The organism is Pedobacter sp. AW31-3R (assembly GCF_052180285.1).
GTDB lineage: Bacteria > Bacteroidota > Bacteroidia > Sphingobacteriales > Sphingobacteriaceae > Pedobacter.
In genome coordinates, this window is record NZ_CP197475.1 from 3,851,793 (window position 1) to 3,866,930 (window position 15,138).

Genomic DNA, 15,138 nt, shown 5'->3' on the forward strand with positions numbered 1-15,138 from the left:
TCTATACATGAAACCGATTTATAAAATATTCGCCCTTACATGCCTTGTCATGCTCCTGGGATCCTGCAAAAAATTTCTGGAAGAAAGCTCCCAGGATGAGCTTGTTCCGAAAACAACCAAAGAATTCAATGAACTCCTGATGGGCAGTGGTTATCCTTTACTATCGGGAGCCAGCGTGGGTGACCCGCCATTAAATGCCCTGACCACCCTCATGGACGATGATGTAGAGGGGATTGCCCCGCGAACCTCGACCTCCGCACGCACCTTGTCTTATCGATGGGGATTTACCTGGCAACCCGATTATTATTCCGCATATGTAAACGGAGACAACACTTCGGGATCGAACCCATGGGCTTCCTTCTATAACCGGATCCTGGGATGCAATATTGCATTAAAATATGCCGACGGATCTACAGGAACCGATAATGATAAAAACTACCTCAAAGGTCAGGCCCATGTGCTGAGGGCATATTACTATTTCCAGCTGGTGAATTTATACGGCTGGCCTTACAATGACCCTTCAAAATCTCCTCAGCGCGAACTTGCAGTCCCGCTCATCCTGAGTCCTGATCTTCAGGATGCGGGAAGACCAAGGAACACCGTACAGGAAGTATATGAGCAGATCCTGAAGGATATCAGCTCAGGCATCCACTTCCTGGAAGGCACAACCAATAACGGGGGATTATTCCGCATAGGCCTCCCTGCGGCTCATTTGCTGGCCTCCCGTGTGTACCTGCACCTGGAAAACTGGCAACAGGTTATTGCACATGCAGATGCTGTGCTGGAAACCAAACCCGGTCTGCTGAACTTACAGGGCTTTACGGCAGATGCAACCACCAATAATGTCATTGTCAGTACAAAGAATCCGGAAACCCTATGGATATTCGGAATCACCACCGAAGTTCAGAGCGGAGACCTGGCCACCAATACCACCATGTTCAGCTTGTCGGCATCCCTCGCAAACAGTTATACTACTGCAGATCTGCGCTGGAATACCTATATCAGAAAAACTACGGGCAGATATCTGTACAGTGCCGTAAAATGGGCCAGCCGCTCCGCACCAGGAAAAGCATGGCGAACTGCTGAAGCCTATTTGAACAGGGCTGAAGCTTATCTGATGCTCAGCAAGAGCGGACAAGGCGGACTTTCTTCAGCACTTAGTGACCTGAATACCCTGCGCAGGAACCGTTTTGCACCTGCAACCTATACAGATGTGACCTTTACCCATGCAGATGAGGCACTGGCTTTCTGCAGGGAGGAACGAAGAAGGGAACTTTGTTTTGAAGATCAGCGCTGGTTTGACCTGCGCCGTTATGGCATGCCAGCCATTGAACATATCTGGTACGAGCCTAATGCTACACGTTATGTACTCACCGCAAAAGATCCTGCATATGTGCTCCCAATTCCGGATAATGTATTGCTGAACAATCCACTGCTGACCCAAAATCCGCTTGCCGCTGCACGGACAGGAACAGCGGTCAACTAAACCACGAAAGAAAGATGAAACCGGCCAGATGAAGAAGCGTCTGATCGCTTCATCGCCGTTAAAAACAATTATATGCTGATGAAACCATCATAAGCTTACTGCTTACAAACCATAATGAATAAGCTTATGATAGCTTCATGACCTTTAAAAAACAATATTCACTGATGAAAAAATATATCAATTTAATACTATTTGCCGGAGTGCTTGCCCTACTGTGCACTGCCTGCAAGAAAGAAAAAAACCTGGAGCCAACCGAGCCTCAGTCCTTTTATCAACTTCCGCAGGGCAACCAGGCCTATGATGACGTGTTTGTGAAATTCCATCAGGACTATGGCACTTATTTCCTGTACAGGTTTTCGGACAATGATTTCAGGTGGAATGGTACCTCCCGTTTATTGTACATGGCCAAAAATGCTGAGGAAGAACAAATCATGACTGCCTATAATTTTATCAAACAGGCTTTTCTGGATGACTATACCGCAGAAAAACTGAGGCAACTGCTGCCTTACAAAATACTGCTATCCTCCGGCATTCATCAACTGACAGTCAACGCCAGTAAGCCAACAGGATATGATACCCTGGCTACAAACATAGGGATGTATACCGGAATCAACCATGTCACCTTTGGGTATACCAATGCCACGCTATCGGCAATGACAGCGGCACAGAAACTGGAAGTACAGGCCAACCTGCATAAATCTTTTTTCAGTTATGCTTTAAGCCGCGAAAAAATCACTGTTCCGGCAGCATTTACAGCACTTTTCAATGCGACAGGAAATTCAGCAACTGCTTACAAAAGCCTGGGTTTTCTGGAATTTCAGCGTTCTTACACAGTGAACATGGACTTTACAGCTTATATCTATAATGCACTGAGATACAATGAAAGACAATTTTCAGCCCTGTACCTGACCGCCGCATTTGACGGAAGCGGATTGGTGGCAAAAAAGTATGCCCTGGTGAAACAATACCTGCAGGCAGAATGGAATATAGATACAGAAATTATTGCTAACCGTGGCCTGTAAAAGAAAAACATACCTGATTAAAGTAGCGGCAATCCTGATGGCACCGCTACTCTTAGGCTTTATGGGAACAGATGATCCGTATGACATTGCGGCCCTGCGCAGGATCTATCAGAAATCTGCCGACCAGTGGCCGAAAGCAGATATTGATTCAGGAATCAGGTATAAGGAACTTGGTGTGTTGCCAGCAGCCCCGATCCAGGCCAACGACCCAAAGTACAAAGCGCTGATTGATCTGGGAAAAAGGCTTTTCTTTGATCCGCGTCTCAGTGCTTCCAACCAGATTTCCTGCTCCTCCTGCCACGACCCGGACATGCACTGGACGGATGGAAGGATCCGTGCTATTGGGCACAACCACCGTTCGGGTAACAGGAATACGCCCGGAATTTCTTTTGCCTGGGCGAATGAACTGCTTTTTTGGGATGGCCGGGCACTGTCCCTGGAAGAACAAACCATGGGCTCCTTATCCAACCCCAAAGAGATGAATGCCGACCTGAAGTCCCTGCCGGCAAAGCTTCAGGCTATTCAAGCCTATCAACCCTATTTCAGGGCTGCCTTTCAGACTGACCGTCCGGATATAGCACAGTTGGTGCATGCCATAGCCACATTTGAGCGCAGCATTAAAACACCCCGCAGTGCATTTGATAAGTTCATCCAGGGGGATAGTGCGGCATTAAGCAATGAACAGGTACTCGGACTCCACCTCTTCCGGACGAAAGCCAGATGCATCAACTGCCATAATGGCCCCCTCTTTAGCGACCAAAACTTTCATAATATCGGATTTTCCCTGTATGGAGAAGCAAAAGAAGATCTGGGGCGGTACCAGGTGAGCCATAACCCGGAGGATGCAGGGAAATTCAAAACACCCTCGCTAAGAAATGTGGTCCGCACCGGGCCGTGGTTACATAACGGGATGTTTCAGGACCTCCGCGGACTGGTCAATACTTATGACCGGGGGATGCCGCATCCCAAAAGAAAGGATCATCAACTGGCCGACCCACTGTTTCCGGAAACGTCAGTACACCTGAAACCTCTTCATCTCAGTATCAGGGAACGTGAGGCGCTACTTGCTTTCCTGGAATCTATCAGTACACTTCCTTATCCGGTAAACCGGCCGGAAATTCCAGGCCTGAAATAAATACGGGAGATGGCAACAAAAAAAAGACCCTTCCGTATTGGTGGCTATAGCTGAACCAATACGGAGGGGTTTGTTGATTAATTCGGGAGGAATACCAGAAGCATTCCATTCGCGGTTGATGTACGGTCAATCAGGGTTTCAACAACTTACCTTTAACCAGATATTTTACGGTCAGGAAGAAAGTAATCGCAATCAACACGGTCAGGAAAATCAGCAGAAATGCCGCAATACCTTCTACCAGAGGACTATGACTTATGTTCGCATACCTGAGTGCCGCATTGGCCAGGGCCCCTGCCGAGAAACATGATCCCCACCAGGATACCATAAATGGAAGTCCTTTTTTAAAGACAAAGAAGAACAGCACCACGAAGATAAAGAGTCCGAAAAAGAAAATTACGGAAGCAAACATATCTACCTGTGGTACCTGACTCATATAGGTAAGGAATCCGATCTCAAAGGGTGCACACATCAGCAATAAGGTAGGAACCAGAAAGGTAACCACGGGTTCACGGTGGATGAGCCTGTAGCTGATCAGGACAAAGAATACGAAAACGTAAACGATACCCAGGGAGAAGAGAATCAGGTCAAAATCGTGCGTAAACCAGTCCCATTTAAGGGCAGCACCCGCAGTGGCAGTGTTGAGCACTGTTAAACCCGGAATTAATGTTGGGGGAACAGCATCTGTAATTTTTAACTGCCCGCGGTACAATCTTGAAGTGAGGATATACATAAATACCAGTCCCCCGACAGCACCCACCACCCATACGCCACGAGCCACGACCATGGAAAAGGGAACGGTTAATGAGGCCAGTAATACGGCAGAGATGAAAAATGTACCCAGAAAATTGGCAGCAATAGGATTGTTCAGCTCTGCTTTTACTTTTTCAGGATACCGGTACATTTTTAGCCCATAGCTCACCATCAGCATCAGGAAGGCTGTCCAGGCAATAAAAGTAACCGTATTTGACACGGCGATAGGCATTCCAAAAAGTGCTGCCGACTGTTTCCAGGCTACGCCCAGACCAGCTAAGGCTACGGTGGAACCAAATAACCCCACGGGCAGGTATTGTAGCGGGTTTTCTACCCGAAGTGTTTGTACAGGAGTTTCTTTGAAAACCTGCTCATTCTTTTCTATGATATTATTTACTGCTTGCATCTTGTTATACGTTTAGAATCTGATCTGTAATTGCGTAAGGAATCTGTTAGAATTGTATTGTGTGGTATTCTCGATATTATGGTCATAGCGGTCCATGACTACCCCGAACTGGAGACGCAAGGCATATTGTTCGGCGAAATCAACACCGACCATAGGTACATACTGCTGCCTTACATTGCCATCTCTTTTGAAATTGGGATCAAAGTATTCATACTTGAAAGAAGCTTCGAAGCCTTTTACCTCCTTGCTGTTCACTTTATACATCACACTAGGGAGAATATAGGCCCCGCGCATCATATAATTTGATACCGATGTGCCGGCAATATCCTGGCTGAAAAATAAGCTCTGGTTATTTCCCTGCTTGAATTCAGATTCTACTTCCAGGTGGAGACGGTGACTAAGCTGACGCTCGAAGTTTACATCGGCACCCCATGCGGAAATGCTGGCTCCATATTCCTTTCCAAGACCACCATTGATACCGACCTGCAGGTTCTTACTGAAGTCAACCTCCACCCTTGCAGGGAACTGTTTCCCATTGTCATCATCGGTAAAATTATTCCTTCTGTTCCCGTTGAACACTCCTGCGAAGTACTTGATCGGGATGTCACCTGCTTTGACCTGCCCCATGATACTTAGGCCCATCTGGTAATTCATCCATCCGTTTTCATCAAATGCGGTATACTGGTTACTGAAGTCGAATGATTTGAGAAAATCTGTCGCTACATCATCCTCTCTGCCGAAGTTTGGTCTGAAGACCCCCATCCGGACATTGAGGTAGGGATTTAGGTGGTATGTTGCATAGGCGTATTCAAGGACTTTACTGGTGGGTGTTCCTTTGAAATCACCAAAGTTTACCCTCACATAAACATCCAGTTTTTCGGATATATCACCTGCGACATACAAACGTGCATTGGGGATCGTAAAGGCATTATCGGCGAACTTATCATTTAAGTTACTGTGCTGCAAACCATCAATATCGATATGTTTATTGAAGGTTGCATTATACCGCGTCCGGATTGTTCCTCCGATCGCTACTTTTTTCAATACCCTCAACAATGGCTTTGCCAGGGTATCAGCCGATACAGATTTAGGGTCTGCGGCTGGCGTCACCTTCTGGGCACTGACACCAAACGAGGCAAGTGTCAGCATACCCATAATGACTATGATTCTATGTTTCATCTATTTATGATATTATTTTTAATGGTCGGACGGAACCTTCGCTAATTAAAATAATGGCTGTTTGCTGTGCCTGTCATTATTTTAATTGTGCCGGGTTCATAAAAATTTACATGTAAACAAATTGTACACATTCAGCTTTTGCGATGAATGAGGAGAGCCTTAACGTTAATCGCAATAAAAAGCAGCCGATTAATCCCACAGCTTAGCTGCGTCTTCAAGGACCGGCCCTGCAGCAGTTTTAATCAGCACTTTGGCCGATGCAGCATATTCTTTCATGGCTACACCACCCTTAGCGGTATTGATTTGAACATCTAAACGTACAGTGGAGATGTCCTCCATCCTGTCCAGCAGATTCTTAGCTGTTTTTACACTTAGTATTTCCGGCACTTCGATGAGCAAATCAAGGTCACTGCTTTCTTTTAAGGTGGGCATCCCTGTTGCCAGTTCAAACCCGGTACTTCCTGTGGGTCCCCATTTGAAACCCATATTTTTCATCAACTGAATCACATGTCTCAAGGAGCGGATCGTTTCCGGTGGGGATAGGTCATATGCCGCCTTCCAGTTTCGTTCCTCAGTCAGGGAGAAGGGAGTAATCACCTCCTGGACAATACCTTCCGGTAACCAGCAGGCCATACGCTGACCACGCTGAGCTCCCCGGATGCCCACAGGGATCATTCCCTGGCGCATTTCCGCCCTGCGCACGACGACAAAAGCTGCGCGTATGAGGGATGTTTGTGCCCATTCCGGAAATGGAAGATCTGCCACCAGATCTTCCATTGAACGAATCTTAAGCAGATAATGGGGCTTTAGGATTAATTCCACTGCGCTGCAAGTTTTTCCCTAACCAGATTAGAGTATACCCTACCGTGTTTTAAGGCCGGTACAGTTTGTAAACGGCGGCTTAAAGTTCCGTCGGCAGCATCAATAGCTTTTGCCAGCTCTGCTCCTACTTTTTGCACATCACTGGCAGCAGGTGCATCGGCATTTACCCCTTCAATCAATTCTTCCAATGCACCCAGGGTGTAATAGTTATTGATATCATATGCCATTGCAGGTACTTTTTTGGTTGCTTCTTCCAGCTCTGCGATGGTACGTTTGGTGATACGTGCGGCAGACTGTTTAGACATCGCCTGAACGTTAATTTCCTTGTCGTTCAAGGCAATCAGCCGGCTGGATTGCAAGCCATGCGTTAAGAAGGCACCTGAAATTGCATTCCCTACAATGATACCTGTTACGGTATGACCGGCAAGCCTTGCGGTAGCATACGCATCAGCGCTTGCTGCGCAGGAATAATGAAGTCCCAGTAACTCTTCGTTGTATCCATAAGCCTGGCTGGGCACATCGATCAGCGCTACAAGATTTCTTTTTACCGCTTTGTCTTTATCTTCCTCGATAGCCTCACGGATATATTTCGCCAGTACCCATCCTTCCTGCAGACCCACTTCACCTTTGCCTGCGCGTTGGTAACGGTTATCCGCATTGGGAACTACAGCCAGAAACATAGTCGGCTTGTTATTGAATTCCACATTTGCCACCAGCACACTTGGGAGATAGCTCAGGGAAGCTGCATTACCGGTAAAAGCATTAAACCAGGTGCGGCCACGGCTTGGAGTTTTGGCATCCTTCATTTCAGGAAGTGCAGCAGTAGTAGGATCTGCCAATAAAGAAAGTACAGTTTCCCTGGTGTTTCTTACTTTAGGATCAAGACGGTTAATTAACGACAGGTAGCGGTCGATTTGCTGGGTACGCGGTGTAGTTGGTGTTTTATCAATCGCCGTTTGAATAGCGGCTTTGAAAGTATCCACATCATCTGCGATCAATTGGTCAATCAGTCCAATTTCTGCACGTGCGTTACCACCTATCGTATCCCAGATCAGTCTGCGGTCGCGGGAGTTAAACTCTTCCACACCAGCCTCCTGTTCAATCACTTCCGGACCATTGAATCCAAACCTTGCCGTATTGGTCATGATCAGCTCTGTACACAAAGCTGCTGTGATAGACATCCCGCCGAAACATCCCACATTACCTGGGATCAGTCCGATTACCGGAACAAATTCCCGTAAGGCCACAATGGCAGACTGGATTTCAGAGATAATTAACAGTCCGTAGTTGGCTTCCTGCAAACGTACCCCACCTGTATCAAAAATGATAACCGGCACTACTTTCTTGCCATTTTTATTATCCGCCAGCACCCGTTCCAACGCGCCTGCGATTTTACTTCCGCACACCTCACCAATTCCACCACCCTGGAAAGCACCTTCAATAGACAGCACTACGGCATCCTGACCGTTCAGCTGACCTTTCAGGATCACCATGCCATCGTCACTTTCCGGCACAATACCCTGTGGAGCAAGGTGTGGTGATTCCAACTGATCGAATGGACCTAACAATTCTCTAAAACTTCCTGTATCTAATAGAGCTTCGGCGCGTTCGCGGCCTTTAAGCTCAATAAAACTTGTACGCATAAAACTATTTTTAATAATGAATTTATTTCTGATTTGCAATTTCGAGTGCCTGGGTCAGGCGCAGACTGACTACACCTGGAGTAGCCCCAAAGTCGTTGATTGTGACCTTCGCATCGATATCATTGCTGCTGATGAAGCGCTCGAAAACAGCCTTCCAGATCGACTCAAAACCTTCTGATGCCGTACGAACGACAAATTCTGTAGTCTTGTTATTTCCCGGTTCTATTAATATTTCCAGGTCGCCTGAACCGACAACTCCTGTATGTGCCCTCTGGCTGATTTCTTTGCCGGCAGGGAATGTATATGAAAATGTTTCCATTATGAATTGATTTTAAAATGTTGTGTTATTTTTTTGATGAAGATGGTGGCGGCCAACAGATCGGCGCTGCCACCGGGCGACACCCAGTGTGTAGTGATATAAGTATCCAGTACATGGTAAGCCTTCCAGTTCGCGCCCCTGCCCAATCCTCCTTTACTTAAGATGGAGGCAGCCTGCTGCTGAATTTCAGACAGTACCGTCATGTCACTTCGGTGAAGGATACAGGTATCGTCCACTACAGACATCAGGGAGAGCAGGACATTCAGGTTTCTGATTTCAGGACTTTCCCCCCGGAAACTTTCCCAGGCAGGAATAGCGGTATCGCGTAAGGAAGGGAAACCCGCTGCAGCTTCTTCACGGGCACTGCGTACCTGATAAAGCTTGCGGACTTCCGTTCCATGGGTATACTGAACAGGCATATAACGATCAGTATAAGAAGCAATTGATCCTGCCGTACGCAGGATATCTTCAGCGGAGATCTCCCCTGTTGGTTGCGACAGTAATACCGAAGCTGCCCCGGTGAGTAAACCCAACGCCCAGATGGCGCCTTTATGGGTATTCACATTTCCTGTGGCTTCCAGCATTTGCTCTTCCCCATACCGGCCGATGGCTGCCAGTCTGGCCCTCAGATCGGGCGAAGGCTGTTTGCGATAAGCCGCCAGGGCCATTTCGTGGAAACACGTTTCCAAAGACTGCGCTGACTTTTCCATCAGTGCAAGGGTTAAATCGTGGTGGGTACCATTATTATTGCAATCCACCAAACCCGGTTTGGGTGTCAACCGGACCTCTTCTGTTAATGCTTCCACAGCAAACTGAGCTAATTTCTGTGCGACAACTTCTGCAATGACTTCTTTTACTGATACTTTCATTTTACTGAATATTTACTAAAGGATTAAGCTTTACTGGTACTGATCCGCTTTAATTGAGGAATCGAGCCTTCAGGTATCCTGCTGATGATTTGCAGGCCCTTCCGGTCAGCTTTATCGTGGTGACTACCAGTTTTTGAATTTCGCTGGTGGGTTATACAATCCGCCCGATTGCTCTACCAGGTCCTGTACATTCTTCGCCGCCAGCAATGATCTTTTAGCCTGTGTACGTTGAATACCCAAATCTTCAGGATAAGCGACGATCCCTCTTTCACGCAGTGACTTAATGGTAGCTGCATTCACTTGCTGACCTACAGGAGTTACGCCGGCAACAGCGGATAAAGCATCCCTGCGTTCCTGCTCACCTTCGGCTTTATAGATATAGGCTACACCTTCTTCGGTTACCACGTGCGACACATCATCGCCATAGATCATCACCGGTGCAGTTGCGAGGCCAGATTGTTTAGCCACTTCAACAGCATCGAGGGTTTCCACGAAAACCGGTGTATTCCCGTTCTGGAAAGTCTCCACTGTTTGCACGACCAGCTTACGGCCTTTGGCCAAAGGATCATTTGAGGTCATCAGGTCCAGCCATGCTGCTGAAGAATGTCTTCTCCCACGGGGATCATGTCCCATATTCGGTGCACCACCAAATCCGGCAAGTCTTCCTGACACCACCGTTGAAGAATTCGCATTCCTGTCCATTTGCAGGGTTGAACCCACGAACATATCCAGTGCATACTGACCGGCTACCTGTGCATAAGCACGGTTTGAGCGGAGTGAGCCGTCTTTTCCTGTAAAAAATACATCGGGGCGTGCTGCAACATATTTCTCCATCCCTACTTCGCCACCAAAACAGTGTACCGTATCTACCCATCCGGCTTCAATTGCAGGAATAAGTGTTGGGTGGGGATTTAAAACCCAGTTGGTAGCGATTTTGCCTTTCAGGCCTAAACTTTGCGCATAGGTTGGCAGTAACAGTTCAATTGCGGCGGTATTAAAACCGATCCCATGGTTAAGGGATTTTACCTGATGTTTCTCGTATACCCCTCTGATGGTTAACATACCGATCAGAATATGGAGTTCCGTAATCAGTTTGGGGTCGCGTGTAAATAATGGTTCCAGCTGGTAATTTTCTTCCGACTCCACCACGAAATCTACCCATGATGCCGGGATATCTACCCTGGGCAATACATCTACAATTTCATTCACCTGAACGATCACGATACCATCTTTAAAAGCGGCGGATTCCACAATTGCCGGAGTTTCCTCGGTATTCGGACCGGTATACAGGTTACCAAAGCGGTCGGCTTTATCTGCGGCAACCAATACCACATTCGGGATCAGGTCTACAAATAAACGTCCGTATAATTCCAGATAGGTATGGATCTCTCCTATTTTCAACGTACCATCTTCCAGCATTTGTGCCACGCGAAGACTTTGGGGTCCGGCATAAGAAAAATCCAGCCGCTCTGCAATTCCTTTTTCGAAGATATCCAGGTGATCTGCCCTGGAAACGCTGGACATGATCATGTGTAATTTATTTACCTTTGCAGGATTCACCTGGGACAGTGAAGCCGATAAAAACGACGCCTGCTTCTGGTTATCTCCTTCCAGCACGACGCGGTCGCCCGGCTGAATTAAACTTTCGAGTGCTTCTACCAGATTTTCTTTTTTAAGTACCGCAGTTTGGGTTAAATGCGAAATACTTTTGATTCTACGGGCTTTTTCGTCCCGTTTTGTTGTCCATGATATAGTTGACACTTTTGCCTCCTTTTTTGATTATTTATTTGATAGTAATTCTATTCTTGTTGATTATTTTTCCATAGCCAGGCCACTTTCTCCAGTCCATTTTCTTCCATGGCGAGCACTGTTGCTTCGGGAAAAGTTTCTTCTGCTATTTTTGAGAGGACCCCGGAGGGCTCCATTTCGATAAAACACCTGGCTTCAAGTTCATAAAGCAGGCTGATCCCGTCGTACCACTTCACGGTCCTGGCCACGCTAATCCACAAATCCTTTTTTATGGCTTCGGCATTTCTGAGCAGGCGGCCGGTATGGTTGGAGAGATAGGGAATAAGCGGTTCGCGCGTGGTATAGCTGTCGATCTGTTCTTTCAGCGCCACCGACACGCTATCCAGCAGGACGCAATGGGAAGGAACCGACATCTTCAGCATTTTAGCCTTGTTGATTCCTGCCTCTTTCAGGGATTCGATAAAAACAGCCAGGCTTGCTGTCTCACCTGCCACCACCTGCTGAGTTGCTGCATTGATATTCCCCAGGTAAACTGTTGAATGGTTCCGGTTGTGTTGATCGATATACTGTTGCAGTCTGCCTGTGGTAAAGCCGACCAATGCTGCCATGCCATAATTTTCAGGGTAAGCCTCCTGCATTAATCTTCCTCTTAAGTCGACCAGCCGCAATGCCTGTTCAAAGGAAAGTACCCCACTGATGACTGCGGCGGAGAAGGCGCCAATAGAATGTCCTCCTACGAAATCTGCCGGGATTCCTTTTTCCAGCAACCTTTTAGCGGAAATTACTTCCATGATCAGCAGGCAGATCTGTACATACTGAGTGGACTGTAATTTCTCTTCCGTATCCAGATCATAGACTGGTTGTCCCAATACCTCCTCTGTTTTCGAAAAAATCGCTTTAACCGTTTGATCTGTTAAAGGCAGGTGGTGTAACATCCCTGGTTTTTGTGAACCCTGTCCCGGAAAGAGAAATACTGTTTTCATATGGTCGTTATTTTTTATCAGTATATAATTGCTTTTTAAAGGTGATGAAGCGATCATCAGCTTATTCACTACGGTTTGTAAGCAGTAAGCTGATGATGGTTTCATCAGGTGATCTGATGAGTTAATTGAAATGCTGTTGTAATCTATTGTTGTACATCTGTTCTTATTTACCTGTATCAAGGGAGGATCACTTGTTAATCTCATCAGGTGATCTGATGAATAATCCTCTAATTCTTGGATGAACCCGCTGTGTTTATACTATTCCTCCTTTTATATGCTTTTTCAAGCACTGATAGTTTATTCCTTTATTCTCGATATTCTACGCTTACTTTCATCAGGTGATCAGATGAATTAGCCTATAACGTTGTATTTTTATCTGTTAAACCATTCACTTAGCGAAAACTGGTTGTGATATTCCCTGCTGAATCTTAAATATATCCTTTAATGATTGCGGATCTACTCCTGGTGATGCATCTCTACGACCACTTTAACAGCTTTCCTGGGATCCTGATCAACAATGCAATCGAGTAATTTCTTGTGAAGGGCCGTAAAACGGTGTAATGGTATTTGCTGGGAATACGTGTCAGCGATTGATTTTTTTAGCTGCTGCTCAATGAAGGTTTTGTATAACTCTGTTAAGATGATATTCTTGCTGGCATCTGCTATAGCCATGTGAAAATTGATATCTGCTTCCAGCCAGTCCTGCAGGTTATTGTGATCGGCAGCTTTATTTCTGAGTTCCAATAAGCTTTTCATCAGGACAAGATCTTCCGCTGTGCGGTTTATAGCAGCTTTCTCTACAATCTTCATCTCCAGCAGTTCACGCACTTCCTGCATATCTGCCAGGCCGGCCGTCTGTAACCTCTTGGCCAGTGGTTCAGTCATGGCATTCTGCGAAGCAACAAAGGTCCCTATCCCCTGCTGAACCCGCAACATACCAGAATTTTCAAGGGTACGGACAGCTTCCCTGATGCTGGATCGCCCTACCCCAAACTGCTTCATGAGATCTGATTCTATGGGTAATTTCTGTTCCAGTTTGTATTCTCCGGATCTGATCATTTCGCTTAAACGCTGTGCGACTACCTCTGAGAGATTCTTACGGTCTATTAGATTTTCCATATGCTCGTCATATCATCTGACGAATCAAAGGTAAAGTACATTTACTTCTCCTGCAAGAAAAAAGAGATTTTTTTTTATTTTTACCTAAGTAACTGGATCAAAACACCTTATATTATTGAAATAAAATTCATCTCCAGGTCAGCTAAAAATTCAGCTTTCTTTTCCAGGAAATATTCTGCTTTCTGTGGGTTGTCTGTACAGCCTGAACATTCCAGGTTTTAAGGATTGGCAAAAAGAAAACTCAGGGACTGAAGCAATGGAGGTATGACAATTTCTTATTCCACCTTCCATTGCCGTATCCTGAGTTAATGAGCTACTGAATTTTGACACTGATGCCTCTGATCGTTTGCCATCCTTCCTTATCTGTGAGGCGGATCATGAAATGGTAATCACCGGTATCCACATTAGCGGGAACAGTCAGCTCCTGCTGAACAGTAAAAGTTTTCTGTCCGGTAGGGATTTGATACGCCTGGATCAACAGAAATGGATTTACTGCAACTTTAACAGGTTCCATTTCACATGAAGTGACTTCAGTACTGTGGGTATGGTGGTCGAAATTATGGTGGATATCGACACTCACCGATCCCAGTTCAACGTTATCACTCAGCACTGCCCTGAAGATAAATTTTTCGCCCCGTTTGATTACGCTGCACTGTTTAGGGAAAGCATCCGGGGCTGCTATAGAGATTTCAGGATAAGTGGTATCAATTTCATCCTGTTCATCTTTTTTACAGGCAGAAAAGAATACTGTCGCCAGCAGTAGCAGTGGCATTATTTTATTGATTTTCATGAGCATATATTTGTTCTTATTTTATTGTTGCGGGGAAAATCAGCAGCCCCATCCCCTGCTTTTCCGGCATTGGGATGGGGCTGCTGAAAGATTAATTCCTTCTTATAATTTATCGAAGTGTTCTTCTACTTCGACCTCTTTACCTGCCTGATCAACAACTTTCAGGTGAACATGGTAATGTCCGGCCGGAGCATCCGTTACATCCAGGTGTTTGTGTAAATTATAGGTCGTCTGTCCCACCATCGCTGCATCAGTAAATTCGAATTCCTTTTCAAAAGTACCACCATGGACTTCCACCACTACTTTTGCCAATTTATTCACTGCATTTACGGTCGCTTCCACATGGAGGTCATTTCCTGCGGTATTCAGGCCAACTTCGAAACCTGTTGCAGAAGGTAATGTAGGATCAAATTTAATTTCCAGGTCAGATTCCATTTCTGTGGTACGGCCTTGCTGGTCGGTCACCACCAGGTGAACATGGTAAGTACCCAGCGGGGCATCGGCAGGAACATCAAGATGCTGGTGAAACGCTGCATTTTTCAACCCCACTATTCCTTCTGTATACACCTCTTTAAATTCCCAACCTGCAGCGGCACCTTCAGGATGAATTTCAAGGGTTACACTGGCAAGGTTTGCAGTTGCCGAAACTTCTGCTTCCACATGGACATCATTTCCCTGATAGGCGATCTTACTGTTATTGGTTCCAATTTCCAGCCCGGAAATCTGTGGTGGCAAAGTCGCTTCCACATCATCATCTTTTTTACAGGAGGTAATGACAAAGCTGAACATCAGTAAGGCGATCATCGTTTTTGTAATCTTCATAGTTGTTGTTTGTTTATTATGTGATAAATTGTTTATATGCCTAT

General features: G+C 46.1%; 14 protein-coding genes. 3 read left to right on the forward strand and 11 right to left on the reverse strand.

The window, feature by feature from the left end; all coding sequences use genetic code 11:
* Positions 1-7: 7 nt before the first annotated feature.
* From ACSBL2_RS15895 to ACSBL2_RS15905, 3 genes are all read left to right on the forward strand, one after another.
* Positions 8-1,486 (forward strand): RagB/SusD family nutrient uptake outer membrane protein, encoded by a 1,479-nt coding sequence (locus ACSBL2_RS15895; protein WP_442587528.1) that lies wholly within the window; start codon positions 8-10, stop codon positions 1,484-1,486.
* Positions 1,487-1,650: 164 nt separating this feature from the next.
* On the forward strand, positions 1,651-2,508 hold the full coding sequence (locus tag ACSBL2_RS15900; RefSeq protein ID WP_442587529.1) for a putative zinc-binding metallopeptidase: 858 nt from the start codon (positions 1,651-1,653) through the stop codon (positions 2,506-2,508).
* Complete coding sequence (locus ACSBL2_RS15905; protein ID WP_442587530.1) at positions 2,498-3,643, forward strand: cytochrome-c peroxidase; 1,146 nt, start codon at positions 2,498-2,500, stop codon at positions 3,641-3,643. Before ACSBL2_RS15900 ends, ACSBL2_RS15905 begins: the two co-directional genes overlap by 11 nt.
* 130 nt (positions 3,644-3,773) lie before the next feature.
* Here the strand turns inward: ACSBL2_RS15905 and ACSBL2_RS15910 are convergent, their stop codons facing one another.
* The 11 genes from ACSBL2_RS15910 to ACSBL2_RS15960 all read right to left on the reverse strand — a co-directional run bounded on the left by ACSBL2_RS15910 (position 3,774) and on the right by ACSBL2_RS15960 (position 15,094).
* Positions 3,774-4,799, reverse strand: a complete 1,026-nt coding sequence (locus ACSBL2_RS15910) for a hypothetical protein (RefSeq protein ID WP_442587531.1) — start codon at positions 4,797-4,799, stop codon at positions 3,774-3,776.
* A gap of 12 nt (positions 4,800-4,811) precedes the next feature.
* On the reverse strand, positions 4,812-5,978 hold the full coding sequence (locus ACSBL2_RS15915; protein ID WP_442587532.1) for a porin: 1,167 nt from the start codon (positions 5,976-5,978) through the stop codon (positions 4,812-4,814).
* Between the two features lie 189 nt (positions 5,979-6,167).
* On the reverse strand, positions 6,168-6,800 hold the full coding sequence (locus ACSBL2_RS15920; RefSeq protein WP_442587533.1) for a malonate decarboxylase holo-ACP synthase: 633 nt from the start codon (positions 6,798-6,800) through the stop codon (positions 6,168-6,170).
* Positions 6,791-8,443 (reverse strand): biotin-independent malonate decarboxylase subunit beta, encoded by a 1,653-nt coding sequence (locus ACSBL2_RS15925; RefSeq protein WP_442587534.1) that lies wholly within the window; start codon positions 8,441-8,443, stop codon positions 6,791-6,793. Before ACSBL2_RS15925 ends, ACSBL2_RS15920 begins: the two co-directional genes overlap by 10 nt.
* A gap of 22 nt (positions 8,444-8,465) precedes the next feature.
* On the reverse strand, positions 8,466-8,762 hold the full coding sequence (locus ACSBL2_RS15930) for a malonate decarboxylase subunit delta (RefSeq protein WP_442587535.1): 297 nt from the start codon (positions 8,760-8,762) through the stop codon (positions 8,466-8,468).
* The gene (locus tag ACSBL2_RS15935) at positions 8,762-9,631 is read right to left on the reverse strand and encodes a triphosphoribosyl-dephospho-CoA synthase (RefSeq protein WP_442587536.1); all 870 of its coding nucleotides are present in this window, start codon (positions 9,629-9,631) and stop codon (positions 8,762-8,764) included. Before ACSBL2_RS15935 ends, ACSBL2_RS15930 begins: the two co-directional genes overlap by 1 nt.
* A gap of 123 nt (positions 9,632-9,754) precedes the next feature.
* Positions 9,755-11,392 carry a malonate decarboxylase subunit alpha gene (mdcA, locus tag ACSBL2_RS15940; RefSeq protein WP_442587537.1) on the reverse strand — a complete coding sequence of 546 codons (1,638 nt, stop codon included), beginning with the start codon at positions 11,390-11,392 and terminating at the stop codon, positions 9,755-9,757.
* 38 nt (positions 11,393-11,430) lie between these two features.
* On the reverse strand, positions 11,431-12,363 hold the full coding sequence (locus tag ACSBL2_RS15945; RefSeq protein WP_442587538.1) for an ACP S-malonyltransferase: 933 nt from the start codon (positions 12,361-12,363) through the stop codon (positions 11,431-11,433).
* Between the two features lie 456 nt (positions 12,364-12,819).
* Entirely contained in the window at positions 12,820-13,482 is a 663-nt protein-coding gene (locus tag ACSBL2_RS15950) for a FadR/GntR family transcriptional regulator (RefSeq protein WP_442587539.1), read from the reverse strand.
* A 313-nt stretch (positions 13,483-13,795) separates the two neighbouring features.
* Complete coding sequence (locus ACSBL2_RS15955) at positions 13,796-14,272, reverse strand: DUF4625 domain-containing protein (protein ID WP_442587540.1); 477 nt, start codon at positions 14,270-14,272, stop codon at positions 13,796-13,798.
* A 102-nt stretch (positions 14,273-14,374) separates the two neighbouring features.
* Complete coding sequence (locus ACSBL2_RS15960; protein WP_442587541.1) at positions 14,375-15,094, reverse strand: DUF4625 domain-containing protein; 720 nt, start codon at positions 15,092-15,094, stop codon at positions 14,375-14,377.
* Positions 15,095-15,138 lie beyond the last annotated feature (44 nt).

Coding starts and splice junctions, on each gene's coding strand:
- ACSBL2_RS15925 (WP_442587534.1), bottom strand. CDS start 8,443: ATGCGTACAAGTTTTATTGAGCTTAAAGGCCGCGAACGCGCCGAAGCT.
- ACSBL2_RS15900 (WP_442587529.1), top strand. CDS start 1,651: ATGAAAAAATATATCAATTTAATACTATTTGCCGGAGTGCTTGCCCTA.
- ACSBL2_RS15910 (WP_442587531.1), bottom strand. CDS start 4,799: ATGCAAGCAGTAAATAATATCATAGAAAAGAATGAGCAGGTTTTCAAA.
- ACSBL2_RS15960 (WP_442587541.1), bottom strand. CDS start 15,094: ATGAAGATTACAAAAACGATGATCGCCTTACTGATGTTCAGCTTTGTC.
- ACSBL2_RS15945 (WP_442587538.1), bottom strand. CDS start 12,363: ATGAAAACAGTATTTCTCTTTCCGGGACAGGGTTCACAAAAACCAGGG.
- ACSBL2_RS15955 (WP_442587540.1), bottom strand. CDS start 14,272: ATGAAAATCAATAAAATAATGCCACTGCTACTGCTGGCGACAGTATTC.
- ACSBL2_RS15915 (WP_442587532.1), bottom strand. CDS start 5,978: ATGAAACATAGAATCATAGTCATTATGGGTATGCTGACACTTGCCTCG.
- ACSBL2_RS15895 (WP_442587528.1), top strand. CDS start 8: ATGAAACCGATTTATAAAATATTCGCCCTTACATGCCTTGTCATGCTC.
- ACSBL2_RS15935 (WP_442587536.1), bottom strand. CDS start 9,631: ATGAAAGTATCAGTAAAAGAAGTCATTGCAGAAGTTGTCGCACAGAAA.
- ACSBL2_RS15950 (WP_442587539.1), bottom strand. CDS start 13,482: ATGGAAAATCTAATAGACCGTAAGAATCTCTCAGAGGTAGTCGCACAG.
- ACSBL2_RS15930 (WP_442587535.1), bottom strand. CDS start 8,762: ATGGAAACATTTTCATATACATTCCCTGCCGGCAAAGAAATCAGCCAG.